This is a genomic window from Brevundimonas sp. G8 (assembly GCF_902506205.1).
In the GTDB taxonomy this organism is placed as follows: Bacteria; Pseudomonadota; Alphaproteobacteria; order Caulobacterales; family Caulobacteraceae; genus Brevundimonas.
The window spans coordinates 2,154,951-2,179,292 of record NZ_LR732816.1; the positions used below are offsets into that span (position 1 = coordinate 2,154,951).

A 24,342-nucleotide genomic window follows, 5' to 3' on the forward strand; every position below is an offset into this window, starting at 1 on the left:
TTTCATGTTCAGTCTGCTGAACCTCCAGAGCCTGTTCGGCCTGGTCGTCATCGTCGCCATCTGCTGGGCGTTCTCCGAGAACCGTCGTGTGTTTCCATGGAAGCTGGCGATCGGCGCCGTGCTGGTTCAGGCCGGTCTGGTCCTGGCCCTGTTCGCCATTCCGGGATCGCGCGCCGTCCTAACGGCCGTGACGGGCGCCATCGACGGCCTGGCTGTGGCGACGTCGCAGGGGACGCGGTTCGTGTTCGGCTATCTGGGCGGCGGGGATCAGCCCTATGCGGTCCAGAACGAAGGGGCCCTGTTCACCTTCGCCTTCAACGTCCTGCCGTTGATCATGGTGATTTCGGCCCTGTCGGCCCTGCTGTGGCACTGGAAAATCCTGAAGTGGCTGATCCGCGGCTTTGGCCTGCTGTTCCAGCGCACCATGGGCCTGGGCGGCGCCTCTGCCCTGGCGGTCGCGGCCAACATCTTTTTGGGCACCATCGAAAGCCCGATCGTCATCAAGGCCTATCTGGACAAGTTGAGCCGGTCCGAGATCTTCCTGATGATGACCGTGGGCCTGGCGACGGTGGCCGGTTCGACCATGGTCGCCTACGCCAGCATCCTGTCGCAGACCCTGCCCAACGCCGCCGGCCACGTGCTGGTGGCCTCCATCGTCTCTGCCCCGGCGGGCGTGCTGCTGGCCCGGATCATGGTCCCGGAACCCAATAAGGAAGCCGCCCAGTCGATCAGCTACGACTCGGCCCTGAAATACGACAGCGCCATCGACGCCATTTCCAAAGGCACGTCGGACGGCCTGATGGTGGTGCTGAACATCTCGGCGGTGCTGATCGTCTTCGTGGCCCTGGTGGCCCTGGTCAACGTCATGCTGGGCGGCTTCATCGTCTTCGGCGAGCCGCTGACGGTCGAGCGTATCTTGGGGGTCCTGCTGACGCCCCTGGCCTGGCTGATCGGCGTCGATGCGCGCGAGGCGGGGCAGGCGGGCTGGCTGCTCGGCGTCAAACTGGCCCTGACCGAGTTCGTGGCCTTCATCGACCTGGGCAAGATCCCCGCCGACGCCATGAGCGAGCGCACCCGGATGCTGATGACCTACGCCCTGTGCGGTTTCGCCAACATCGGTTCTGTCGGCATCACCGTGACCGGCCTGTCGGTGCTGATGCCCGAACGGCGCGAAGAAGTGCTGGGCCTGATCTGGAAAGCGCTGTTCGCCGGCTTCATGGCCACGGCCATGAGCGCGGCCATCGTCGGGGTCATGCCGGCGGTCGTGTTCGGCTGATCGAACACGGCTTTGGCGGCCTCAGGCCGTCCAGGTCTCGGCGAAGACGCGCTGGAAGTTGCCGCCCAGGATCTTGTCGATGGTTCGGGCGCGATAGCCGCGTTTGGCCAGGCCGTCGGCGATGACGGCGCAGCGGTCGGGGCGGTTCAGTCCCGTGACGAACGGCGGCGGCCCTTCGCCGGGCGCGGCGACGCCTGAGGCTTTTCGCTGTTCCAGGCTCGCGTTCCACTGGGCCACGCTCTCGGGCGAGGTGTCGAACGGCCACAGCAGGGCGTCGCTGCCGATCCCGACATGATCCTCGCCACAAATTTCCAGGGCGTGGGTCAGGTGGGCGAAATAGACGTCTAGCGACGGCTGAGCGGGCGCGGTCGTCAGATAGCTGAGTTCGTAGATGCCCATGACGCCGCCGCCCAGGGCCAGGGCGCGCATCAGCCGGTCGGACTTGTTGCGCGGATGGGCGTGCACGGCGCTGGCGCCGGCATGAGTGATCAGAACGGGCTTGGTCGAGGCGGTGATGGCGCCGAGGCTGGACAGTTCGTCGCTGTGGCTGACGTCGATGGCTACGCCACGGGCGTTCATGCGGGCCACCGCGTCGTGGCCCAAGTCCGTCAGGCCTGTGGAGGTCGGCGACATCGTGCCCGAGGCGAAGGGGGTGGTCAGGTTGTAGCTCAGGCCCATCACCAGAACGCCGGCGGCGCGGAACTGGTCGATGGCGTTTATGTCGCCCTCCAGCATTTCGGCCGCTTCGAACGAATAGATGATGCCCAGCTTGCCGGCCGCCTTGGCGCGGGCGAAGTCGGCCGTCGAGGCGATCTTCATGTAGATGTCGGGGTTCAGCGCCACGGTCTTGTCGATGACGGCGATGGAGGCGGCGGTTTCGGCCCGTGTCTCGCCTCCGGATCCGCCAATGGTCAGTTTGGCCGCTGTCAGGCCCGACGCCTTGATGATGTCGCGCGTCTCCTGGTCCAGCGGCGTTTCGGGATCGATCGGCAGGACAAGATTGCCGTTGATCACGATGGCGTCGCGATAAACTTGCGTAGCGTCCACGGTCGAGGGACGGGGCAAGCCCGCACAGGCCGAGACCGAGGAGGCGGCGGCTGCACCCAGCAGCAGGCGACGGGAAATGATCATGGCCTCAGGCTCCATCCCAAGAATGTGTAGGGACCTACCTATTCGTCTTCGGCCTCGTTTGGGTCCAGTGAAATTTTGGACAGGATTCGGTCGAACATGGAGCGGCGGTCCAAGGCGTCATCGAGACGGTCGAGCAAATCGACCAGGTCTCCGGCCTCGGCGTTCAGCTCCATCGCCGCACTATTGAAGGCGGCCCAGAGGGGGGCCAGTTCGGCCGCAAGAGCGTGCCCCTTGGCCGTGAGATGCAGCAAGCGGCGGCGGGCGTCCTCGGGGGCGGTGGTGGATGCGATCAGGCCGGCCTTGTCCATTGAGCGGCTGGCCTCGCTGACGGAGGCGTGAGTGATCTTCAAGATGGCGGCGATCTCGCCCACCGCCATGGGCCGGTTGTGTTCGACCAACTGGCGCAGGATGCCGTACCAGCGCTGCTCGAACTCTATGCCTTGGGCCGCATAGACGCGCGTGCCGTCACGGTCGATGCGTTCGGACGCGCGGCGCAAACGTGCGCCTAGCGCCGCACCGCCGAAACTGCGGCTGTAGTCCGTCACCGGGGCGTGAACTTGCGGATCACGCCGGAGAAGGTCATCAGCAGGCGCTCGCCGGTGTTTATCTGGCCTCGCACGAAGATCAGGCTCTTGCCCGCCTTGGTCACCTGGCCCGTCGCTTCGATCAGTTCGCCGACATAGCCGCCGTCGATGAAGGTGGAGTCCAATTGGACCGTGACGCCCGAGGCGCCCTCCATCTCCTGATAGGCGATCTGGAACATGGCGATGTCGGCGAAGGTCATTAGGCAGCCGCCGTGCATCCGGCCGCCGGCGTTCATGTGCTTCTGCTCGGCGCGGAACGCGCAGCGCATGTGCCCGTCGGGATCGGGTTTGCCGTAGAACGGGCCGACGACGGTGTCGAAGGTGTCGTGCAGATCGTAGGTCTGCCAGCCGGCGAACTCGCCCTCGGTGATGGTGATTTTCTTGGGCATGCAGACTTGGCCTTACTTATGGGCGTGCGTTGCAGCATATAGGCGCAATGAGCGATCCGATCGAAACCGCAATCCTGAACAAAATCGCCGCGCTTGAGCCCGGCAAGAGCATTGAGCCCGCCGAAGTGGCCAAAGAGCTACAGCCGGAGCAATGGCAGCGCATGCTGCCCAAGGTCCGCGCCATCGCGCTGAGCCTGATGCGCCAGGGCAAGCTGACCATCACCAAGAAGGGCAAGCCGGTCGACCCGGACCACGTCCGCGGCGTGACGCGCCTGCGTCAGGCCACGGAGGAAGAGACGGCCCTGGCGCTGAGCCGTCGTCCGCCGGTCGCCGAGGGCGATGACGACTGATCTCGACGAGGTCCTGAGCGACATCCGCGCCTGTCGCGCCTGCGCGGGCTTGCTGCCGCACACGCCGCGTCCGGTGGTGCGGGTGTTTCCAGAGACGCGGCTGCTGATCTGCGGCCAGGCGCCGGGGCGGCGGGTGCACGAAAGCGGTCTGCCTTTCACCGATCCATCGGGCGACCGGCTGCGCGACTGGATGGGCGTGGACTACGAGACCTTCTACGCCGATCACCGCATTGGGGTGGCGGCCCAAGCCTTCTGCTATCCCGGCACGGCGCCCAAGGGCGGGGACTATCCGCCGCCGACACGATGTGCTGACCTGTGGCGTCCGCAGTTGCTGGACGCCTTGCCGCAGATGGAGCTGACGCTGCTGGTGGGCGGCTATGCCCAGGCTTGGGCGCTGGGAGATCGAGCCAAGCGGAACATGACCGAGACGGTGCGGGCGTGGCGCGACTTTGCGCCTAGCCTGCTGGTGCTGCCGCACCCCTCCTGGCGCAACACGGCCTGGCTGAGGAAGAACCCGTGGTTCGAGGCGGAGGTTGTCCCTTATCTGCGGGAACGGGTTCGGGGCATTCTGACTTCCGCTGAAGTCTCGCGAACGCCGCGATCCAGTTCTGTCGTGAGGTCGTAGGGGACGAATGGTCGTGAACTTCTCCAGACTGATCCCGCTTGCGGCCGCGCTGGCCCTGTCCGCCTGCGCCACGCCCTATATTCAGCCGCCTTTGACGCCGCCCGTGGGGTTCGCCGGGGCTCATGTCGAGGATCGCGCCCTGGTCATGTCGGACGGGGCGCGTCTGCCCTATCTGCGCTGGGGGCCGACGGATCGGGCGCCTTGGGCGGTGATCGTGGCGCTGCACGGCATGAATGACCACGACGCCAGCTTCCGTCTGGCCGGGCCATGGTGGGCTGAGCAGGGGATCGAGACCTGGTCGTATGACCAACGCGGTTTCGGCGCCGCGCCGGGGCGAGGCGAGTGGGCCGGCGAACAACGTATGACCGACGACCTGCGCGAGATTACGGCCATGGCTCGCGCCCGCTACCCCCACGCCGTAATCGCCGTGGTGGGCGAGAGCATGGGCGGGTCGGTGACGGCGGCGGCCTTCGGCTCGGACAATCCGCCCGATGCGGACCGGGTCGTGCTGCTGGCGCCCGGCGTCTGGGGCTGGTCGACGCAAGGGCCGCTGAACAGCACGGCGCTGAACATCGCGGCGCGGGCGCTGGGCGACGTGGCGCTGGAGCCGCCCGAGTTCATCACGCGCGATATTCACGCCTCGTCCAATACGCTGGAGCTGATCCGCAACGGGCGTGATCCCATGAGCATTCTCGCGACTCGGTTCGACACCGTCTATGGGCTGGTCGATCTGATGGAGACCTCGTCGCGCAGCCTGGGTCGTATCCGCGGTGACGCTATACTGATGTACGGGGCCCACGACGAGGTGGTGAAGCGCGGGCCGATGCGACTGGCCTTGCAACGCGCCGAGGCCGAGGGCGGCACGTTGCGCACGGCCTGGTATCCGAACGGCTGGCATCTGCTGAACCGCGATCTGGACGCCGAGATCGTCTATCGCGACGTCGTGTCGTGGCTGAAGGATCCCAAGGCGGCCCTGCCTTCGGGCGCGCCGGCCGTCCTGCCGCAGCTTGACCGCAAGGCTTCGGGGTTCCGTAACCTCTCTTAACGCGACGTTTACCATCCAGGCGGCATTTTCTGCCTAGCGGGGCGTTAGTGTCTCCCGCGAGTTTGGGGCGGGGACGCGTGGGCGGCTTCACAGCGGCGTTGCAGAAGTTCGGGATCGGCCGTCTGGCCGCTGTCCTCGGCGTCGCCGCGGGCGTCGCCGCCGTGCTGGTCGCCGTCATGCTGCGCATGGGCCAGGCGCCCGACGCGCTGCTCTATTCCAACCTGGATCTGCGTGAAGCCAGCGAGATCAGCGCCGCCCTGGATCAGGCCGGCATCAGATATTCATCCAAGGGCGACGGTTCGACCATCATGGTCAACCGCGACGAGGTCGGCACAGCGCGGATGCTGGTGGCGGGTAAGGGCTTGGTCACGTCCGGTTCGGTTGGCTACGAGTTGTTCGACAACCAGTCCGTCTTGGGCCAGACGGAGTTCCAGCAGCAGTTGAACGAGCAGCGCGCGCTGCAGGGCGAACTGTCGCGCACCATCATGTCGATGCGCGGCATCACCGCCGCCCGCGTCCACATCACCATGCCGCGCCGCGAAATGTTCACATCCGCCGCCGCCGAGCCGACGGCCGCCGTTCTGGTGGGGCTGGGCGGGCGTGATCTCAGCTCGGATCAGGTGCGGGCGATCCGCAACCTGGTCGCCTCGTCCGTGCCGAACCTGAAGCCCGACCGGGTCACGGTCGCGGACCAGACCAACCGGACCCTGGCCGCCGGCAGCGACGACGGGACCTTCTCCTCAGCTACCGCCGCCGAAGCCAAGGGTAATACGGAAAGCCAGCTTCAGGCGCGCATCAAGGACATCGTCGAAGGCGTCGTCGGAGTCGGATCCGCTAGGGTTCAGGTCACGGCCGACATCGATCAGAGCCGCGCCACCACCCAGGAAGAGAAGTTCGATCCGGATGGTCAGGTCGTCCGTTCGACCACTACCAACGGCTCGCAATCCGCCGACAACACGGCCCAGCCCGACGGCGGCGTCACCGCCACGAACAATATCCCCGGCGGCGCGGCGCCCGGCGCGGCGGCGGCCGGTTCGACCAACACCGAGAACGCCGAAACCACCAACTACGAAATCTCCAAGACCACCACGACCACGACCAAGGAGCCTGGCGAGGTCAAGAAGCTGGCCGTCGCGGTCGCCGTGGACGGCAAGTGGACGCCCGCTGCCGACGGCAAGGGTGAGCCGACCTATGCGCCGCGCACAGCCGAGGAGATCGCCCAGATCAAGTCGCTGGTCGCCGCCGCCGCCGGCATCGACGAGACGCGCGGCGACAAGATCGAGGTCATCAACGTCCGCTTCAACCACGACACCGGCATCGCCGGCGGCCTGGAGGGCAAGTCGTCGCTGCTGGACTTCTCCAAGAACGACGTCATGCGCTTCGTCGAGCTGGGCATACTGACGGTCGTCGCCCTGCTGCTGATCTTCTTCGTGCTGCGCCCGCTGCTGAAGACGGCCTCGGGCGGCACGAACCTGCCGGCCGTCATCGGCGCCAACGGCATGCCGGTGACGACGGTGGCGACGACGGTGATCGGCGCGGACGGTCAGCCGCAACTGGTTCAGCTGCCGGCCCCGACTGAGATGGATCAGAAGATCGACATCGCCCGCATCGAGGGTCAGGTGAAGGCGTCCTCGGTCAAGAAGGTCGCCGACTTCGTCCAGGCGCATCCTGATGACGCCGCCGGCATCCTGCGCACCTGGGTGGCGGAAGGCTGATGGCGAAGCTGGTCAACAAGAAGGCTGCGATCGACGACCCCAACAAGCTGACGGGGCCGGAGAAGGCCGCCGTCATCCTGCTGGCGCTGGGCGAAGAGCACACGGCCCTGTGGGAGCGTCTGGACGACGACGAGGTCAAGGAAATCTCGCAGGCCATGGCGACGCTGGGCAATGTCAGCGCCGAGGCCGTTGAGGCCCTGATGATCGAGTTCGTCTCGGGCCTGTCGGGCTCGGGCTCGGTCATGGGCAGCTATGAACAGACCCAGAAGCTGCTGGCCGCCTTCCTGCCCAAGGATCGCGTCGACGGCCTGATGGAGGAGATCCGGGGTCCGGCCGGTCGCACCATGTGGGACAAGCTGGGTAATGTGAACGAGGCCGTCCTCGCCAACTATCTGAAGAACGAATACCCCCAGACGGTCGCCGTCATCCTGTCCAAGGTGCGCTCGGACCACGCCGCCCGCGTGCTGACCAGCCTGCCCGAAGATTTCGCCCTGGAATGCGTGCAGCGGATGCTGCGGATGGAACCGGTGCAGCGCGAGATCCTGGACAAGATCGAGGCCACGTTGCGCACCGAATTCATGTCGAACCTGGCGCGTACGTCCAAGCGCGACAGCCACGAGATGATGGCCGACATCTTCAACAGCTTCGACCGCCAGACCGAAGCCCGCTTCATCGGCGCCTTGGAAGAGCGCAATCGCGAGTCGGCCGAGCGCATCCGCGCCCTGATGTTCGTATTCGAGGATCTGTCCAAGCTGGATCCCGGCGGCGTCCAGACCCTGCTGCGCGGCGTGGACAAGGATTCGCTGGGCCTGGCGCTGAAGGGCGCCTCGGAGGGGCTGCGCGAGATGTTCTTCTCCAACATGTCCGAACGGGCCTCCAAGATCATGCGCGAAGACATGGAGTCGATGGGCCCCGTGCGTCTGAAGGACGTCGATGCGGCGCAGATGGCCATGGTTCAGGTCGCCAAGGACCTGGCCGCCAAGGGCGACATCATGCTGGCCGGCCAGGGCGCCGACGACGAGCTGATCTACTGATATGACCCATTCCCCCGAAATCCGTCACCTCTTCGCCTTCGACACCGAGTTCGACGCGGACGGCACGGTGGTGCGCCCCGGCGCCTGGACGCCCGCCAAACGCTCGTATCTGCCGGCCGAGGTCGAGGCCCTGGTGGCGCAAGGCCGGCTGGAAGCCCGCCAGCAGGCGCTGGGCGAGATCGAGAACATCCGCGCCATGGCCCTGGGCAACATCGCCCAGTCGGTGGCCTCGGCCATGCCGACGCTGAAGGCTGTGGCCCAGGCGCATCGCGAACAGTCCGCCGACCTGGCCCTGGCGGCCGCGCGCGCCATCGGCGGGGCCGCACTGGAGCGTTTCCCGCAGGCGCCGCTGAAGGCCGCGCTCGAGATGCTGGCGCAGGAGATCGACGCCTCGCCGCGCCTGGTGGTGCGGACCTCGGGCCTGGACGACGAGGCGCGCGCCCTTATCCAGCAGGCCTGCGCCGACAGCGGCTTCACCGGCGTGGTCGCCTTCCGCGACGAACCGGGCATGGCGCAGACGGCCTTCCAGCTGGAATGGGCCGACGGGCGCGCCGATCATGATCCCAAAGGGTCCGCCGATCGTGTCGCCGAGGCGCTGACGGCCGCCCTGGCGGCCGAGGCCGGTCACGCCGAAACCCTTTCCGTCGACAGGAGCATGTTCTGATGGCATCCGACGACCTGGCGCTGGAGGAATTCTCCACCCTTTCCGGCCCGCCGCCGATCGACGATCACGGCGACAAGACCGCCGCAGACCTGGCCACCGTCTTCGACGTGCCGGTCAACATCTCTGCCGTGCTGGGCAAGTCGCACATGTCGGTGGCCCAGCTGCTGAAGCTGAACAAGGGATCGGTGCTGGAGCTGGACCGCAAGGTCGGCGAGGCGATCGACATCTTCGTCAACAACCGCCTGATCGCGCGCGGCGAGGTCGTCGTCGTCGACGACCGGTTGGGCGTGACCATGACGGAAATCATCAAGACCGAGGATTCGGGCGCCTGATCGGCGACCGATTTTAGAGATTAGAGGAGAAGAACGATGCGTCTTCTGGTGGTAGGCAGACTGAGTGGGCAGCTCGCTTCGGCGGTGAAGATGGCCATGGCGCACGGCGCCAAGGTCACCCACGTCGAGCGCGCCGACCAGGCGACCGAGCAACTGCGCCGGGGGCAGGGGGCGGACCTGCTGATGGTCGATTACCAGCTGGACATCGCCGCCCTGATCGCCGCCAACGAGGCCGAGCGGATCACCATTCCGGTTGTGGCCTTCGGCATCGACGCCGATGCCCGCGAGGCCGCTGCCGCCATCAAGGCCGGCGCCAAGGAGTTCATTCCGCTTCCGCCCGATGCCGAACTGATCGCCGCCGTCCTGTCGGCCGTCGCCGACGATGAAAAGCCGATGATCTCGGCCGACCCGTCGATGAAGGCGGTGCTGCAACTGGCCGACCAGGTCGCGCGCTCGGAAGCCTCGATCCTGATCACCGGCGAAAGCGGCGTCGGCAAGGAGGTGATGGCCCGGTATCTGCACGAGCATTCGCGCCGCGCCGAACGCCCCTTCATCAGTGTTAACTGCGCCGCCATTCCCGACAATCTGCTGGAATCCGAACTGTTCGGCCACGAGAAGGGCGCCTTCACCGGCGCCGTCGCGCGCCGCATCGGCAAGTTCGAAGAGGCCGACGGCGGCACCCTGTTGCTGGACGAAATCTCGGAGATGGACGCCCGGCTTCAGGCCAAGCTGCTGCGCGCCATCCAGGAACGGGTCATCGACCGCGTGGGGGGTTCCAAGCCCGTCTCGGTCAACATCCGCATCATCGCCACCTCGAACCGCGATCTGGCCAAGGCGGTGGCGGAGGGCGTGTTCCGCGAGGACCTGCTGTATCGCCTGAACGTGGTGAACCTGCGCCTGCCGTCTTTGCGCGAACGTCCGGGCGACATCGTCGTTCTGGCCGACCACTTCATCAAGAAATACGCCGCCGCCAACGGCGTGCCGGTGCGCCCGATCTCGGCCACGGCGCGTCAGGCCATCGCCGCCCATCGCTGGCCCGGCAACGTGCGCGAGCTGGAAAACGCCATGCACCGCGCGGTGCTGCTGGCGACCGGTTCCGAGATCGATGTGGACGCCATCCGCCTGCCGGACGGCCAGCCGCTGTCGGGGCAAGGCGGCGCGATGACGGGCCATGCCTATGATGGCGGACAGGGGGGCATCGCCGCCCGGGCCGCCCAGGCCGCCGACGCCGTGACCCGCAGTTTCGTCGGCCAGACGGTGGCTGCGATGGAAAAGACGCTGATCCTGGACACCCTGACCCACTGCCTGGGCAATCGCACCCATGCCGCCAACATCCTGGGCATCTCGATCCGCACCCTGCGCAACAAGCTGAACGAATATTCCGATGAGGGCACGGCCATCCCGGCGCCCATGAGCGGCGTCTCGGCCTCGGGCTACGCGGCCTGAGGATGGCGACCCGGTTCGATCGCAGGACGCTGATCGGCGGGGCGGGCGCGCTGGCGCTTGTCGGTTGCTATCCGCGACGCGACGAACCCAAGGCCGACGAGGCTCCGCAACCCTTTCTGCTGAACGACCTGGAAGAGCTCAACGGCGGACGGCTGGGCGTGGCGGCCCTGGATGTCGGCAGCCAGCGCCGGGTGTCCTGGCGCGGACAGGAACGGTTCGCCTTCTGCTCGACCTTCAAGGCCTTCCTCGCCGTCGCCACGCTGGAGCGGGTGCAGCGTGAGGAAGAGCAGTTGGACCGCGCCGTCGCCGTCACGCGGGCGGACATGATCCCCCATGCGCCGGTCACCGAAAAAGCCATCGGCCGCACCCTGACGATCCGCGAACTGATGCAGGCGGCGGTCGAGGTCAGTGACAATCCGGCGGCCAATATCCTGATCCGCGAAATGGGCGGAATCGCCGTATGGCGTTCGTGGTGGCCGACGTTCGGCGACACCACCACCGTCATCTCGCGCCTGGAGCCGGACCTGAACACCGCCCTGCCCAACGATCCGCGCGACACCTGCCTGCCGGACCAGACCATCGCCAACATCCGCGAGCTGGCCTTCAGCGATCGGCTGACGCCGGCGCATGATCAGTTGATCAGCGGCTGGATGATCGCTTCGCCTACGGGTGCGAACCGCATCAAGGCGGGGGCGCCCGAGGGCTGGACCGTCGCGCACAAGACCGGGACCGGCGCCAATGGCGCGACCAACGACATCGGCATGTTGACGCCGCTGTCGGGTTCGCCGGTCCTGCTGGCCGCCTATTTCACCGGCGCGCCCGAGGCGACCGACGATCAGCGCGACGCCGTGATTGCCGAGGCGACGCGTCGGGCCCTTAAGGCGCTGGGGCGTGACTGACACGCCCACCATGATGAAGGACGGCATGGCGCGCCCCACCGGGCGCGACGTCCTGGGCTGGGTCAACCGCGGCGAAGTGCTGATGGCCGTCGGCGTGATCGGCGTGATCATGCTGCTGATCCTGCCGGTCCCGAAGATGCTTCTGGACCTGCTGCTGGCGATCTCGCTGGTCTCGTCCGTGCTGATCCTTATGACCGCCGTGATGATGAAGCGGCCGCTGGACTTCGCCATCTTCCCCACGGTGCTGCTGGTCTCGACCCTGTTCCGCCTGGGTCTGAACCTGGCCTCGACGCGTCTGATCCTGACGCACGGCCAGGAAGGCCACGACGCGGCAGGGCAAGTCATCAACGCCTTCGGTCAGCTGATGATGGGCGGCAACTTCATCATCGGGGTGATCATCTTCGCCATCATCCTGGTGGTGAACTTCGTCGTCATCACCAAGGGTTCGACCCGGATCGCCGAAGTGTCCGCCCGCTTCACCCTGGACTCCATGCCGGGCAAGCAGATGGCCATCGACGCCGATCTGTCCAGCGGCCTGATCACCGAGGAGCAGGCCAAGCTGCGTCGCAAGGAGCTGGAGCAGGAATCGACCTTCTTCGGCGCCATGGACGGCGCGTCCAAGTTCGTGCGCGGCGACGCCGTCGCAGGCCTGATCATCACCTTCATCAACGCCATCGGCGGCATCCTGATCGGCACGCTGCAGCACGGCATGCCGGCGATGGAGGCCGCCAACACCTATGTCCAGCTGACCATCGGCGACGGCCTAGTGACGCAGGTTCCGGCCATCATCATCTCCATCGCCGCCGGCTTCCTAGTGTCCAAGGCGGGCGTCGAGGGCACGGCGGACAAGGCCATGGTCACCCAACTGGCCACCAACCCGGTGTCGCTGGGCGTGGTGTCGGGTGCGGCCGGCCTGATCGGCCTGATCCCCGGCATGCCGCTGATCCCGTTCGCGGCCCTGGCCCTGGGGTCGGGCTTCATGGCCTGGAAGCTGGGGCGCAACCGGCTGAAGCCGCAACCGACCGAGGCCGAGATCGCTGCGACCGCCGCCGCCGCCAAGCCCAAGGAAGATGTCGAAGAACCGATCTCCAACATCCTGACCATCGACGAGGTGAAGATCGAACTGGGCTATTCGCTGCTCAGCCTGATCAACGATCTGGAAGGCCGCCGCCTGACCGATCAGATTCGCGCCCTGCGCCGGTCCCTGGCCCAGGAATACGGCTTCGTCATTCCCCAGGTGCGCATCCTCGACAACATGCGCCTGCCGAGTCAGGGCTACGCCATTCGCATCAAGGAGATGGAGAGCGGCGCGGGCGAGGTTCGGCTAGGGCATCTGATGGCGATGGACCCGTCGGGGCGTCAGGTCGAACTGCCTGGCGAGCACATGCGCGAGCCGGCCTTCGGTCTGCCCGCCACCTGGATCGAAGAGGGGATGCGCGAGGAGGCGACGTTCCGGGGCTACACCCTGGTCGATCCATCGACGGTCCTGACTACCCATCTGACCGAGATATTGAAAGACAACATGGCGGACCTGCTTTCCTACGCAGAGGTTCAGAAGCTGCTGAAGGAGCTCGGCGCCGAGGAAAAGAAACTGGTCGAGGAACTGGTCCCCAGCGTGGTCACGGTCACCACCCTGCAACGGGTGCTGCAATCGCTGCTGCGTGAGAAGGTGTCGATCCGCGACTTGCCGGCGATCCTGGAAGGCCTGGCCGAGGCGGCACCGCACAGCTCCAGCGTCACCACCCTGGTCGAACACGTCCGCGCACGCCTGGGCCGCCAGCTGTGCTGGCAGAACAAGGATGGCGAGGGCGCTCTGCCCATCGTCACCTTGTCGCCGGAATGGGAGAACGCCTTCGCCGAAAGCCTGATCGGTCAGGGCGAGGACAAGCAGTTGGCCATGGCCCCCTCGCGGCTTCAGGACTTCATCCGTGCGGTTCGCGATACCTTTGAGCGGATCGCCATGACGGGCGAGAATCCGGTGCTGCTGACCGGGCCGATGACCCGACCTTATGTTCGTTCCATCATCGAGCGCTTCCGGGGGCAGACCGTGGTGATGAGCCAGAACGAAATCCATCCCAAGGCACGTTTGCGTACGCTGGGCCAGGTCTGACAACGATCTGTAAAATCGACGGAATCAGTTTGATGTTTGACGCGGCGCAGCACGCCGTTAAAGCTCCACCGTCATGATCCCAAGCCCCCGGACCCAATGGTCGCGATTGCGCGACTTCACCCGCACGTCGTCGCTCGCGCGGTCGATGTCGGCCATGCTGATCCTGGTTTTCGGCCTGCTGATCGTCGTCAATGCGACCACCTTCGTGATGATCCAGCGCACAGCGTCGGTGAACCGCACCATCGAACATGCGCAACAGATGCGTCGCGCGTCGCGCACCACCTTGATTTCCATGCTGAACGCCGAGACGGCGCAGCGGGGCTTTCTGCTGACCGGCCGCAGCGATTTCCTTCAGCCCTATCGCCAGGCGCAGGAAGAGATGAAGCCGGCCGTCGCCTTCCTCGACGAAGGCGCCGCGCAGGATCCGACGCTGAAGGCGCCGGTCGATCGCATCCATCGCCTGGCGGACCTGAAATGGGCTGAGATGGAACGGACCGTGACCCTGGCCCAGCAAGGGCGGATCGGTCAGTCGATCCAAGCTGTCCGCTCGGGTGAGGGCAAGCGCTACATGGACGAGCTGCGGGCCGCGGTTGAGGACTTCGACGCCCTCAAGTCCGCCCGCATCGCAGAACGAAGGAAAGCCTCCGACCGTTTCGGCGTCCTGACGGTGACGATGAACGCCATCGCCGGCCTGCTGGTTATCGTGCTGGCGCTGTTGTCGGCCTGGATGGTGCGGCGCTACGTCTCTGAACTTCAGGCCGCCCGCGCCACGCTGGATGCGGCCAATGCCGGTCTGGAAGACAAGGTCCGCGAACGCACCGGCGACCTGATGCGCGCCAACGAGGAAATCCAGCGCTTCGCCTATATCGTCAGCCATGACCTCCGCGCGCCCTTGGTCAACGTCATGGGCTACACTTCCGAACTGGAGCAGGCAGGCAGGGTCGTCGACAAGGCCATCGCCGACGCCGAGAAGACGCGCGCAGTCGATGCCGACGTGATCATGGCGATCCGCGAGGACATGCCAGAGGCCATCGGCTTCATTCGCGCCTCGACCGAGAAGATGGACCGGCTGATCAACGCCATTCTGAAGCTGTCGCGCGAGGGCCGCCGCAACCTTACGCCCGAGACGCTGGACATGACCGCCATGGCCCAGAACATCGCCGACAGCGTCCACCACCAGACCGAGGCCTCGGGCGCGCGAATCGAGGTCCAGCCTCTGCCGGAAATCGAAAGCGATCGTATTTCGATGGAGCAGATTGTCGGCAATCTGATCGACAACGCCGTCAAATATCTGGACGCTAGCCGACCCGGTGAGATCATCGTGTCGGGCGAGGACGTGCCGGGTGGCTGGGTCGTCTATCGGGTCGCCGACAACGGCCGAGGCATCGCGCCGCGCGACCACGAACGGATCTTCGAACTGTTCCGCCGCTCCGGCAAACAGGACAGGTCGGGCGAGGGCCTGGGTCTGGCCTTTGTGCGCAACAGCGTGCGACGGATTGGCGGGACGATCGACCTCGAGTCCGAGCTTGGCAAAGGCTCGACTTTCCTGCTGAAATTCCCCAAACGACTGATCCTAGCTGAACCCGGAGGCGCGCTGTGACGCAACCCGTCAAAATCATCATGGTCGAAGACGACCACGGCCACGCCAAGCTGATCGAAAAGAACATCCGCCGGGCCAACATCAACAACGAGATCAAGCATTTCGACGAGGGCGGCGCGGCGCTGGACTATCTGTTCAGCGACGAAATCCTGACCAATGGCCCGCTGCTGATCCTGCTGGACCTCAACCTGCCCGATATGTCTGGAACTGATATTCTGGAGAAGGTGAAGGGCAACGACCGTCTGAAGCGCGCGCCGGTCGTCGTACTGACCACCACGGACGACAAGGTTGAGATTCAGCGCTGCTACGACTTGGGCTGTAACGTCTACATCACCAAGCCGGTGGATTATGAATCCTTCGCCGGCGCCATCCGCCAGTTGGGCCTGTTCCTGTCGGTCATCCAGGCGCCGGAGATCTGACGATCGAGACGCCGCAGCCTATCCGCCTGCTCTATATCGACGACGACCGGGGCCTGTCCCGGCTGGTCGAGAAGGAGTTGGGGCGTCACGGCTATGCCGTCACCTGCGCCCCCGATGGGGATGCGGGGCTGGAGTTGTTGCAGCAGCATGAATACGACGTCTGCGCGCTGGACCACTATATGCCGACGCGCGACGGGCTGGACGTCCTGCCTGACATCATGACCCTCAGCGCGCCACCGCCGGTGGTCTATGTGACGGGCGCACAGGACGGGCGGATCGCCGTGGCGGCTCTTCGCGCGGGCGCCGCCGACTATGTCATCAAGGACGTGTCCGAGGATTTCACCTCCCTGCTGCGTTCGGCGCTGGAAGACGCGCTGCTACGTCGCCGGCTGCAGCGCGAGAACGACCTGGCCCAGGAAGAAATCAGGCTGGGGCGCGACCGGGCCGAGGCCATGCTGCGCGAGGTCAACCACCGCGTCGGCAACTCGCTGCAGCTGGTGTCCAGCTTCATGTCGCTGCAGATGCGACACATCACCGACCAGGGCGCCAAGGATGCGCTGCGGGAATCGCAGGCGCGGATCGAAGCCGTCGCCCATGTTCACCGCCGCCTCTACACCTCAGGCGACATGAGCACCGTCGCCATGGACGAATATCTGGTGGGGCTGATGGACGAACTGTCCAAGTCCATCGGGCCGGACGAGGGGTCGCCACGTCTGGTGCTGGATGCCGAACCCCTGTCGGTCACGACCGATCAGGCGGTGTCCATCGGCGTCATCGTCACTGAACTGGTCACCAACGCCGTCAAATACGCCTATGCGCCGGGGCAGGGCGGTGAAATCCGCATCCATCTGCGCCGCGAAGGTGACAACAAGGTCGCATTGATGGTCGAGGACGACGGCCCCGGCATGGGCGACGGCACTCCCAAGGGTACGGGCCTGGGCGGCAAGATCATTTCGGCGATGGCCTCGGGCCTGCGCTCGGTCGTCGAGTTCGACGGCGCCCACAAGGGCGTGCGCGCCAGGCTGTCGTTCGACCTCTAGGGTCGGTATCCGTCATGTTGCAGTTCGGCGTCCGCAAACCCGCTTCCGATTATCGTCACCGCGCCACCGCGTTCGGCATCGTCGAACGCGACGGTCTGATCGCCTGTGTCCGCGTGGAGCGCCAGGCCGGTCCCTATTTCGACCTTCCCGGCGGCGGTATCGATGTCGAGGAGACCGAGGTCCAGGCCCTTAAGCGCGAGTTCGTCGAGGAGACGGGCCTAGCCATCGCGCCGCTGAACCGCATCGCCGAGGCCAGCCAGTATTTCGTGCGTTCCACCTCAGAGCCGGTGAACAATGTCGGCGGCTTCTGGACCGCGACCGTCACCGCCGAAAACCCGCATGCGAAATGCGAGGACGACCACACTCTGGTGTGGCTAGATCCGACCTTCGCCCTGTCCCGGTTGAGACACGATTCCCATGCCTGGGCGGTTGCCGTGTGGCTGCGTCGCGCAAGCTGAGCCTTACGGAACGGGCGCAAGGCTGCGCCGTTTACTTTTCAACCCGCAACGCCCTGTCGCGGCTATTGAAAACGGAGAGTCCAGATGGCTGATCACGATCGTGTCGAAGGCGCCGCCAAGAACATCGGCGGCAAGATCAAGGAAGCCGCCGGCAAGGTGACCGGCGACAGCAAACTGCAGGCCGAGGGCAAGGCCGACCAAGTTGAAGGCAAGGTCCAGAATACGGTCGGCGGCGTCAAGGACAGCCTCCGCGACAAGGCCTAAGTCTCACCAGAATTGCGCGAAGATACGAAACGCCGCCCGCGAAAGCGGGCGGCGTTTCTGCGTTTCGATCAATCCTTGTCGCCCCAGAGCTTGATCGACAGGCCCTTACCGTCCGTCGCATCGACGGGGCGGCATTCCGAACTGAAGCCGCCTTCGACCGGACGGGGGCGGCAGTCCATTTCCCGCAAGGCCGACGGCGCGCTGGCCGCTCGCGACTGCGGCCCGCACTGAACGGCATAGGCCGAACCGCCGGCGTTGGCCTGGATCATCTGACAGTCGCCCGCCATCCCACTGGGACGTAGGGCCTCGGGCAGGTCAGCCCCCATGGCCAGGGCCAGCTGTTCGCGCACCTCGGTCTGGCAGACCTCCATGGACTGCGCGCCGCGCACCAGCGGACTGCACCGCGCGCGCTCGAACCCGAAGGGATCGGCCAGGCCCCAGGCCGGAACGGAATGTTGCACCGCAGGCACGGGCGTCTCGACCACCGGCTCCGGCGCGGGCGTCTCCCACACCACGGTTGGTGCGGGTTGTTGCAACAAAAGTAGGGCGAAGGCGGCAGCGATCATGGACAAAGCCCCTCGATGTGGTCGCAGGGCAGGAACTCGCCCGTGACGCGAAATCTACCTTGTCAGGGCGCGCATCGCCTTGTCGAGACCTTCCAGCGTCAGGGGGAACATCCGCTCCTCCATCACCTCGCGCAGCAGGCCGACCGAGGCGGTGTAGCTCCAGTAGCGTTCCTGCACTGGGTTCAGCCAGACCGACTTGTCCCACTGCTGCCGCGCCCGCTTCATCCAGACCGCGCCGGCCTCCTCGTTCCAGTGCTCGACCGAACCGCCCGGCATGGTGATCTCATAGGGGGACATGGTCGCGTCGCCGACGAAGATGGCCCGCCAGTCGCCGGGGTATTTGTGCAGCAGGTCCCAGGTCGCGATCCGCTCGGTGTGCCGACGCCGGTTGTCCTTCCAGACACCCTCGTAGAGGCAGTTGTGGAAGTAGAAGAACTCCAGGTTCTTGAACTCGGTCTTGGCGGCGGAGAACAGTTCCTCCACCAGCTTGATGTGCCCGTCCATCGAGCCGCCGATGTCGAGGAACAGCAGGACCTTGATCGTGTTGCGACGCTCGGGCCGCATGCGGATGTCCAGCCAGCCCTGGCGCGCCGTGCCGTCGATGGTGCCGTCGATGTCCAGTTCCTCGGCCGCGCCCAGTCGCGCGAAGCGGCGCAGACGACGAAGCGCCACCTTGATGTTGCGTGTGCCCAGTTCGACCGTGTCGTCCAGGTTCCGGAACTCGCGCTTCTCCCACACCTTGACCGCCCGGCCGTGTTTTCCTGGCCCGCCAATGCGCACGCCTTCGGAATTGTAGCCGCCATGGCCGAATGGGCTGGTCCCGCCCGTGCCGATCCATTTCGAGCCGCCGGAATGCCGTTCGTGCTGTTCCTCCAGCCGCTGTTTCAGCGTCTCCATCAGCTTGTCGAACCCGCCCAACGCCTCGATCTGAGCCTTCTCATCGTCGGTCAGATATTTCTCGTTCAGCAGCCGCAGCCAGTCCTCTGGAATGTCGGTCGTCAGGTCCTCGCCCGCGCCAACTGATTCCACGCCCTCGAACACGGTCCCGAACACTTGGTCGAACCGGTCATAGTGTTTCTCGTCCTTGACCAGGACCGCGCGCGACAGATGATAGAAGGTCTCGACCTCGCGCCCCGCCAGATCGCGATCCATCGCCTCCATCAGATGGAGCCATTCCTTCATCGACACCGGAACCTTGGCGTCGCGCAGGGCGGTGAAGAAGGGCAGGAGCATCAGACGTCGTCCAGGCTGCGGAGGGCCTGATCCAACTCCGGCAGGCTAATGCTGGCGATCAGCCACAGCACGTCTGGCTTCAGCGTCTCGTAGCTGTGCGCTACACGATTGCGTAGATTGACGATGTCTAGCCACGGAATGTCCGGCAGGCGCGTCTTTATGCCGTCGCTCAGGAAGCGTGCGCATTCTCCTGTCCGCAACAGGTTCATGCAGACAGCGTCATAGACCTGCGTCTGACGCATGAAGCCCTCCCGGCCTTCGGTCGCGATGTAGGATTTCACACGACCGGCGGCGTCTAGGATTTCGGCGATCAGGTTCGCGTCGGCCTCGTCAGACAAGGATCAGGTCTTTCTCCACCTTGGTCCGTACATAGGGCCGCATGACTTCCCAAGAACAGAACTCGACCGGCGTTTCCAGTCGCTCAGCCAGGAGGCGTTCCGTGGTCAGAAACTCGATGCCCATGGGCCGGGATGTATCCACCAGCAGGTCCACATCGCTGTCCGGCCCCGCTTCGTCGCGGGCGTAGCTGCCGAACAGGCGCAGGTTGACGATGCCCTGCTCTTCGAGCCAGGGCTTCAGGTCGCGCAGTTTTTCCAGCAGTTCGGCGCGGGTCATGCGGGCAATATAGTCTATCCACGCCGCAAGATGAACTCGTGGTCGCGCCAGGCGCCGACGGGATACTCGTATTCGCCCGCCTTCTCGAAGCCGTATGCGGCGTAGAGGCGCTGAGCCTTGTCGTTGCCGCTCCAGACGCCGATCCACAGCGGGCCGTCGGTGTTGGTTTCCATCCAATCCAGCGACAGGGTCAGCAGTGTTGTCCCCAACCCAAGCCCTTGGGCGGTCTTCGACACATAGAGGCGGCGAAGCTCCATATGTTCGGGCCGGGCCTCGGGGTGAGGCAGGCCGTTGGGGCCGGCGTTTGAGAAGGCCAGCAGTTCGCCGTCCCGTTCCGCCACCCACCAGGCGGCGCCCAGCTCGGCCAGCTTCTTCAGCGTCGGTTCCACATTGAAACTGGCGTCGAGGAAGGCGTTCAGATCGGTCTGGGGATAGGGGATGCCGAACCCCTCGACGAAGGTATCGATGAAGGTCTGGCGGCCCAGTGCGCCCAAGGCGGCGGCGTCTTCGGGGCGGGCAGGGCGGATCACGATCTCGGTCATGATCCGCCCATAGAGGCAGAGATCAAAAGCCGTCCAGCGCGATCTTGCCGATGGTCGCGCCGCTTTCCAGCTGGCGGTGACCCTCAAGCAGATCTTCGACCGACAGCGCGCCCAGGTTTTTGGTCAGGGTGGTGCGGATGGCGCCAGCGTCCACCAGGCGCGAAACCTCCGTCAGCAACCGGTGCTGTTCGATCATGTCCGGGGTCTGCTGCAACGGTCGGGCGAACATGAACTCCCACACGAAGCCCGCCGCCTTCTGCTTCAACAGTTCGACCGGCAGCCCCTTGAAGTCATCGATGGCGCCGATCACGCCCTGCACCGCCACCGCGCGGGCCAAGGCTTCGAAATGGGCCTGGGTGTGGGTCAAGGATGCGATATATTTCGGGGCGCGTTCACCGGCGGCCGTCAAGGCTTCATCGATCGGGCCGGAGTGATCGATCACCGCGTGGGCGCCCAGGTCCAGGCACCATTGGCGGGTGTCGGGACGCGACGCGGTGGCGACGACCCGCAAGCTGGTGACGGCGCGGGCGATCTGGATCAGGGCCGAGCCGACGCCGCCTGCGCCCCCAACGACCAGCAGGGTCTCGTCCTCGTCCTTGCCGGCCTTCAGCCGGTCGAACAGAAGCTCCCAGGCCGTGATCACCGTCAGGGGCAGGGCGGCGGCCTCTGCAAATGTCAGGGACCTGGGCTTGGGGCCGACGATCCGTTCGTCCACAGCCTGGCGTTCTGCGTTGGACCCGGGACGGTCGATCTGGCCGGCATAGAAGACCTCGTCTCCGACTTTGAACAGGCTGGCTTCGTCGCCGACGTCGATCACCACCCCGGCCGCATCATAGCCCAGGATGCTGGTCTGGCCTTCCTCGGGCTGTCTGCTGCCGCGCACCTTGGTGTCCACGGGGTTCAGGCTGACGGCCTTGACCTGAACCAGCAGGTCGCGCGGGCGAAGGCTCGGTTCGGGCGCGTCGAAGGCGACTAGGGCGGCGGGGTCGGTCGCGGGGCGGGGGCCGGTCGTGCCAATGGCCTTCATGACGATCTCCTCGGGTTTGTTTCGTCGCCTTGCAAATCGGCTTGCGATAGGCTGGCCGCAAGGCGCATCCAAGAAATGACGAACCTGCCATGACGCACCTGCCAATCTTCACCCACCCGTCGATGCTGTCTCACGCGCCCGGCGCGGGACATCCCGAAAGTCCCGAGCGGCTGAAGGCGGTGCTGGACGCCTTAGCCGACGCCGGGCTCGCCGGCGACCGACGCGCCGCCAACTCGGCCGAGGTCGCGGATCTGGAGCGGGTGCATCCGGCCGCCTATGTCGCACGCTTGTTGGAGGCGTCGCCGGTCGAGGGCATGATCCAGCTGGACGCCGACACCGTGCTTTCGCCCGGAAGCGTGCCGGCCGCGCGGCTGGCGGCGGGGGCGGCGATCGACGCGGTGCGGGCCGTGGCGCGGGGCGAGATGAACCGCGCCTTCGCCGCCGTGCGCCCGCCGGGCCACCATGCCGAGCCGGATCGGGCCATGGGGTTCTGCCTGTTCTCCTCCGTCGCTGTCGCGGCGCGGGTGGCTCAATCCGAAGGGATGGCGCGGGTGGCGGTGGTGGATTTCGATGTTCACCACGGCAACGGCACCCAGGCGGCGTTCGAAGACGACGATAGCCTGTTCCTGGCCTCTATCCACCAGATGCCGCTCTATCCCGGCACGGGCGCGGCGTCTGAAACGGGCGTCGGCAATATCGTCAACGCCCCGGTGGCGCCCCATGCGGCGCGTGAAAGCTGGCGCGCGACCTTCGCCGGCGGTCTGATGCCGGCGCTGGAATCGTTTCGGCCGGACCTGATCCTGATCTCGGCCGGTTTCGACGCCCACAGGCGCGATCCGCTGGCGCATCAGTCGCTGGAGGCCGAGGATTTCGCCTGGGCGACACGTGCAATTCTGGAGGTGGCGCGCCGGACGTGTTCGGGCAAGGTTGTGTCGGCGCTTGAGGGCGGTTACGACCTTGAAGGACTAGGCCGCTCTGCGGTCGCCCACGTCGCCGCACTCGGGGAGGACTGAGGACGCATAACGCCTTGAAACCAAAGGCCCGTCCGTTTGTCATGTCAGCCCCCGCCCTGTCCCTCGATTCGACCGAACCGTCCGTGTCCCCGCCTGATGCCGCGCCATCCGTCGGCGCGCTCGTGGCCCTGCGTCCCGGCGCCATCATCCTGACGCGCCACGGCGAGCCGGCCCTGTCGCGCAAATGCATGATCACGGCGCGCCAGTACGGGGAGTGGTGGGCGAAATACGAGATCGGCGGCCTTCTGGCCGGTCAGACGCCGCCGCCCGAACTGGTCGCCGCCGCCCAAGGCGCCGGCGCCATCTACGCCTCCACCCGCCAGCGCGCCCAGGAAACCGCCGCCGCCGCCGCCGCCGGGCGCGAGGTCATGGCCGACGTGATGTTCATCGAGGCGCCCCTGCCGCCGCCGCCTATCCCGGAATGGATCAAGCTGTCGCCCAAATGGTGGGGCGTGGTGTCGCGCTTCTGGTGGCACGCCTTCGACCATCACGACGGCCAGGAAACGCGCGCCCAGGCCGAGGCGCGGGCCGATCAGGCGGCGCAGAAGCTGATCGCGCGGGCCGAGAGCGGCCAGGACGTGCTGGTCTTCGCCCACGGCTATTTCAACCATATGGTCGGTCGTGCGCTGAAGGGCGACGGCTGGAAACTGGTCCACAACCAGGGCTTCAAATACTGGTCTCAGCGTCGTTACGAGAAGCGATAGCTGCTTCTGACGTTGATGCGGCGAGTGCGCCCGATTAGGGTCCGCGCCATGACCGACACCGCCGCCGCCATCCCCGCCGATCTCAGCTTCGAAGACGCCCTGCAGCGCCTGGAGACCATCGTGTCCCGCCTGGAATCCGGCCAGGCGCCGCTGGAAGAATCCATCGCCTTGTATGAAGAGGGCGCCAAGCTGAAGGCCCACTGCGAGGCGCGCCTGAAGGCGGCCCAGCTGCGCGTCGAAAAGATCGTCGTCGGCCCCGATGGCCAGGCCAAGGGTGTCGAGGCGGCGTCGTTCGAATGAACGGTCGCTCTTCGTGAACCGCGTCATCGCCGCCAACTCGCCCGAGCAGGCGGTGATCGATCGTGTGGCCGAGGTCGCTGATCTGGTCACGGTCGCTCTGGATGAACTGCTGCCACGCGCCGAAGGCCCCGAATCGCGCCTGACCGAGGCGATGCGTTATGCGGCGCTCGGCCCCGGCAAAAGGTTGCGGCCGTTCTTTGCGCTGGAGGCCGCACGTCTGTTCGACATCGACGAGCGGTCGGTGCTGCGCGCTGCCTGCGCCCTGGAATGCGTCCACGCCTACAGCCTGGTTCACGACGACCTGCCGTGCATGGACGACGACGACATGCGCCGGGGCCGACCCACCGTTCACCGCGCCTATGACGAGGCGACGGCGGTGCTGGCCGGGGATGCGCTTCAGACCGCCGCCTTCGACATTATCCTGCACGAGGACACCCATGACGATGCGGCCGTGCGCTGCGAACTGGCGGCGCGGCTGTCGCTGGCGTCCGGCGCAAGGGGCATGGCGGGTGGTCAGATGATCGATCTGCTGGGCGTGCGCGACGACCTGGGCGGCGTCGCGCGGATGCAGCGGCTGAAGACCGGCGCCCTGTTCGCCTATGCGTTCGAAATCCCGCTGATCATCGCCGACGCCTCCATGTCGCAGCAGCACGCCCTAATCAGCTTCGCTCACGATGTCGGCCTGGCCTATCAGATCGTCGACGACCTGCTGGACGCCGAAGGCTCGGCCGAGGAGATGGGCAAGGCGGCGGGCGGCAAGGACGCGGCCCTGGGCAAGACCAACTTCGTCACCCTGCTGGGCCTGGAAGCAGCGCGACACAGGGTCGCGCATCTCGCCAACCAGGCCCGGTCGCACCTGGAGCCGTTCGGCGACGAGGCCGAAATCCTCAGGGCCAGCGTGGACTTTGTGCTAAAGCGCCGGTCCTGATACGAAACGTTGACGCGACCTGCGGGTTGATCA

Annotated in this window: 29 protein-coding genes; 20 read left to right on the forward strand and 9 right to left on the reverse strand. The window is 66.0% G+C overall.

Going from position 1 to position 24,342, the window contains the following annotated elements; all coding sequences use genetic code 11:
- Positions 1-4: 4 nt before the first annotated feature.
- The gene (locus tag CHRYSEO8AT_RS10470) at positions 5-1,276 is read left to right on the forward strand and encodes a NupC/NupG family nucleoside CNT transporter (protein ID WP_159849783.1); all 1,272 of its coding nucleotides are present in this window, start codon (positions 5-7) and stop codon (positions 1,274-1,276) included.
- Positions 1,277-1,297: 21 nt separating this feature from the next.
- Here the strand turns inward: CHRYSEO8AT_RS10470 and CHRYSEO8AT_RS10475 are convergent, their stop codons facing one another.
- The 3 genes from CHRYSEO8AT_RS10475 to CHRYSEO8AT_RS10485 are packed head-to-tail and all read right to left on the reverse strand — an operon-like array spanning position 1,298 to position 3,380.
- Positions 1,298-2,407: a dipeptidase gene (locus CHRYSEO8AT_RS10475; RefSeq protein WP_159849784.1), complete on the reverse strand. Its 1,110-nt coding sequence runs from the start codon at positions 2,405-2,407 to the stop codon at positions 1,298-1,300.
- Between the two features lie 38 nt (positions 2,408-2,445).
- The gene (locus CHRYSEO8AT_RS10480; protein ID WP_159849785.1) at positions 2,446-2,952 is read right to left on the reverse strand and encodes a MarR family winged helix-turn-helix transcriptional regulator; all 507 of its coding nucleotides are present in this window, start codon (positions 2,950-2,952) and stop codon (positions 2,446-2,448) included.
- A complete protein-coding gene (locus CHRYSEO8AT_RS10485; RefSeq protein WP_039246907.1) occupies positions 2,949-3,380 on the reverse strand; it encodes a PaaI family thioesterase in 432 nt (143 codons plus the stop codon). The genes CHRYSEO8AT_RS10480 and CHRYSEO8AT_RS10485 overlap by 4 nt, the downstream gene beginning before the upstream one ends.
- 47 nt (positions 3,381-3,427) lie before the next feature.
- On the opposite strand from CHRYSEO8AT_RS10485, the gene CHRYSEO8AT_RS10490 reads away from it, so the two are divergent.
- The 15 genes from CHRYSEO8AT_RS10490 to CHRYSEO8AT_RS10560 all read left to right on the forward strand — a co-directional run bounded on the left by CHRYSEO8AT_RS10490 (position 3,428) and on the right by CHRYSEO8AT_RS10560 (position 17,381).
- The gene (locus CHRYSEO8AT_RS10490) at positions 3,428-3,730 is read left to right on the forward strand and encodes a DUF3253 domain-containing protein (RefSeq protein ID WP_159849786.1); all 303 of its coding nucleotides are present in this window, start codon (positions 3,428-3,430) and stop codon (positions 3,728-3,730) included.
- Positions 3,720-4,355, forward strand: coding sequence for a uracil-DNA glycosylase family protein (locus CHRYSEO8AT_RS10495; RefSeq protein ID WP_159849787.1), 636 nt, complete (start codon positions 3,720-3,722; stop codon positions 4,353-4,355). The genes CHRYSEO8AT_RS10490 and CHRYSEO8AT_RS10495 overlap by 11 nt, the downstream gene beginning before the upstream one ends.
- A 13-nt stretch (positions 4,356-4,368) precedes the next feature.
- The gene (locus CHRYSEO8AT_RS10500) at positions 4,369-5,400 is read left to right on the forward strand and encodes an alpha/beta fold hydrolase (RefSeq protein WP_236547506.1); all 1,032 of its coding nucleotides are present in this window, start codon (positions 4,369-4,371) and stop codon (positions 5,398-5,400) included.
- 77 nt (positions 5,401-5,477) lie between these two features.
- The gene (gene fliF, locus CHRYSEO8AT_RS10505; protein ID WP_159849791.1) at positions 5,478-7,115 is read left to right on the forward strand and encodes a flagellar basal-body MS-ring/collar protein FliF; all 1,638 of its coding nucleotides are present in this window, start codon (positions 5,478-5,480) and stop codon (positions 7,113-7,115) included.
- Entirely contained in the window at positions 7,115-8,149 is a 1,035-nt protein-coding gene (gene fliG / locus CHRYSEO8AT_RS10510; protein WP_159849793.1) for a flagellar motor switch protein FliG, read from the forward strand. The genes fliF and fliG overlap by 1 nt, the downstream gene beginning before the upstream one ends.
- 1 nt (position 8,150) lies before the next feature.
- Positions 8,151-8,813, forward strand: coding sequence for a flagellar assembly protein FlbE (locus CHRYSEO8AT_RS10515; RefSeq protein ID WP_159849795.1), 663 nt, complete (start codon positions 8,151-8,153; stop codon positions 8,811-8,813).
- Positions 8,813-9,145, forward strand: a complete 333-nt coding sequence (fliN, locus tag CHRYSEO8AT_RS10520) for a flagellar motor switch protein FliN (RefSeq protein ID WP_159849797.1) — start codon at positions 8,813-8,815, stop codon at positions 9,143-9,145. The genes CHRYSEO8AT_RS10515 and fliN overlap by 1 nt, the downstream gene beginning before the upstream one ends.
- A 36-nt stretch (positions 9,146-9,181) precedes the next feature.
- The gene (locus CHRYSEO8AT_RS10525; RefSeq protein ID WP_159849799.1) at positions 9,182-10,591 is read left to right on the forward strand and encodes a sigma-54-dependent Fis family transcriptional regulator; all 1,410 of its coding nucleotides are present in this window, start codon (positions 9,182-9,184) and stop codon (positions 10,589-10,591) included.
- Between the two features lie 2 nt (positions 10,592-10,593).
- Entirely contained in the window at positions 10,594-11,490 is an 897-nt protein-coding gene (gene bla, locus CHRYSEO8AT_RS10530; protein WP_159849801.1) for a class A beta-lactamase, read from the forward strand.
- Positions 11,491-11,500: 10 nt separating this feature from the next.
- Complete coding sequence (gene flhA / locus CHRYSEO8AT_RS10535) at positions 11,501-13,600, forward strand: flagellar biosynthesis protein FlhA (RefSeq protein WP_159851697.1); 2,100 nt, start codon at positions 11,501-11,503, stop codon at positions 13,598-13,600.
- A gap of 154 nt (positions 13,601-13,754) precedes the next feature.
- The gene (locus tag CHRYSEO8AT_RS10540; RefSeq protein ID WP_236547507.1) at positions 13,755-15,200 is read left to right on the forward strand and encodes a CHASE3 domain-containing protein; all 1,446 of its coding nucleotides are present in this window, start codon (positions 13,755-13,757) and stop codon (positions 15,198-15,200) included.
- Positions 15,197-15,619 (forward strand): response regulator, encoded by a 423-nt coding sequence (locus CHRYSEO8AT_RS10545; RefSeq protein ID WP_236547508.1) that lies wholly within the window; start codon positions 15,197-15,199, stop codon positions 15,617-15,619. The genes CHRYSEO8AT_RS10540 and CHRYSEO8AT_RS10545 overlap by 4 nt, the downstream gene beginning before the upstream one ends.
- 35 nt (positions 15,620-15,654) lie before the next feature.
- A complete protein-coding gene (locus CHRYSEO8AT_RS10550; protein WP_255451505.1) occupies positions 15,655-16,659 on the forward strand; it encodes a histidine kinase dimerization/phosphoacceptor domain -containing protein in 1,005 nt (334 codons plus the stop codon).
- A 14-nt stretch (positions 16,660-16,673) separates the two neighbouring features.
- Positions 16,674-17,117: an NUDIX domain-containing protein gene (locus CHRYSEO8AT_RS10555; RefSeq protein WP_159849803.1), complete on the forward strand. Its 444-nt coding sequence runs from the start codon at positions 16,674-16,676 to the stop codon at positions 17,115-17,117.
- A gap of 84 nt (positions 17,118-17,201) precedes the next feature.
- On the forward strand, positions 17,202-17,381 hold the full coding sequence (locus CHRYSEO8AT_RS10560) for a CsbD family protein (RefSeq protein WP_135195023.1): 180 nt from the start codon (positions 17,202-17,204) through the stop codon (positions 17,379-17,381).
- Positions 17,382-17,449: 68 nt separating this feature from the next.
- Here the strand turns inward: CHRYSEO8AT_RS10560 and CHRYSEO8AT_RS10565 are convergent, their stop codons facing one another.
- Genes CHRYSEO8AT_RS10565 through CHRYSEO8AT_RS10590 form a run of 6 tightly spaced genes read right to left on the reverse strand, consistent with a single transcriptional unit; the run spans position 17,450 to position 21,364 of the window.
- Entirely contained in the window at positions 17,450-17,947 is a 498-nt protein-coding gene (locus tag CHRYSEO8AT_RS10565) for a hypothetical protein (protein WP_159849805.1), read from the reverse strand.
- 54 nt (positions 17,948-18,001) lie between these two features.
- Entirely contained in the window at positions 18,002-19,180 is a 1,179-nt protein-coding gene (locus tag CHRYSEO8AT_RS10570; RefSeq protein WP_159849807.1) for a VWA domain-containing protein, read from the reverse strand.
- Positions 19,180-19,518 (reverse strand): DUF86 domain-containing protein, encoded by a 339-nt coding sequence (locus CHRYSEO8AT_RS10575; protein WP_159849809.1) that lies wholly within the window; start codon positions 19,516-19,518, stop codon positions 19,180-19,182. The genes CHRYSEO8AT_RS10570 and CHRYSEO8AT_RS10575 overlap by 1 nt, the downstream gene beginning before the upstream one ends.
- Positions 19,511-19,795, reverse strand: coding sequence for a nucleotidyltransferase family protein (locus CHRYSEO8AT_RS10580; protein WP_159849811.1), 285 nt, complete (start codon positions 19,793-19,795; stop codon positions 19,511-19,513). Before CHRYSEO8AT_RS10580 ends, CHRYSEO8AT_RS10575 begins: the two co-directional genes overlap by 8 nt.
- 14 nt (positions 19,796-19,809) lie before the next feature.
- Positions 19,810-20,337: a GNAT family N-acetyltransferase gene (locus CHRYSEO8AT_RS10585; RefSeq protein WP_159849813.1), complete on the reverse strand. Its 528-nt coding sequence runs from the start codon at positions 20,335-20,337 to the stop codon at positions 19,810-19,812.
- A gap of 22 nt (positions 20,338-20,359) precedes the next feature.
- Positions 20,360-21,364, reverse strand: coding sequence for a zinc-binding alcohol dehydrogenase family protein (locus CHRYSEO8AT_RS10590; RefSeq protein ID WP_159849815.1), 1,005 nt, complete (start codon positions 21,362-21,364; stop codon positions 20,360-20,362).
- An 89-nt stretch (positions 21,365-21,453) separates the two neighbouring features.
- Here CHRYSEO8AT_RS10590 and CHRYSEO8AT_RS10595 point away from each other — a divergent pair, with 89 nt between their 5' ends.
- From CHRYSEO8AT_RS10595 to CHRYSEO8AT_RS10610, 4 genes are read left to right on the forward strand one after another with little or no spacing between them, the layout of a single operon-like run.
- Entirely contained in the window at positions 21,454-22,377 is a 924-nt protein-coding gene (locus CHRYSEO8AT_RS10595; RefSeq protein ID WP_159849817.1) for a histone deacetylase family protein, read from the forward strand.
- 41 nt (positions 22,378-22,418) lie between these two features.
- Complete coding sequence (locus CHRYSEO8AT_RS10600; RefSeq protein ID WP_159849819.1) at positions 22,419-23,081, forward strand: histidine phosphatase family protein; 663 nt, start codon at positions 22,419-22,421, stop codon at positions 23,079-23,081.
- Positions 23,082-23,129: 48 nt separating this feature from the next.
- Positions 23,130-23,381 carry an exodeoxyribonuclease VII small subunit gene (locus tag CHRYSEO8AT_RS10605; RefSeq protein WP_008260204.1) on the forward strand — a complete coding sequence of 84 codons (252 nt, stop codon included), beginning with the start codon at positions 23,130-23,132 and terminating at the stop codon, positions 23,379-23,381.
- Positions 23,382-23,433: 52 nt separating this feature from the next.
- Positions 23,434-24,309 carry a polyprenyl synthetase family protein gene (locus CHRYSEO8AT_RS10610; protein WP_159851701.1) on the forward strand — a complete coding sequence of 292 codons (876 nt, stop codon included), beginning with the start codon at positions 23,434-23,436 and terminating at the stop codon, positions 24,307-24,309.
- Positions 24,310-24,342 lie beyond the last annotated feature (33 nt).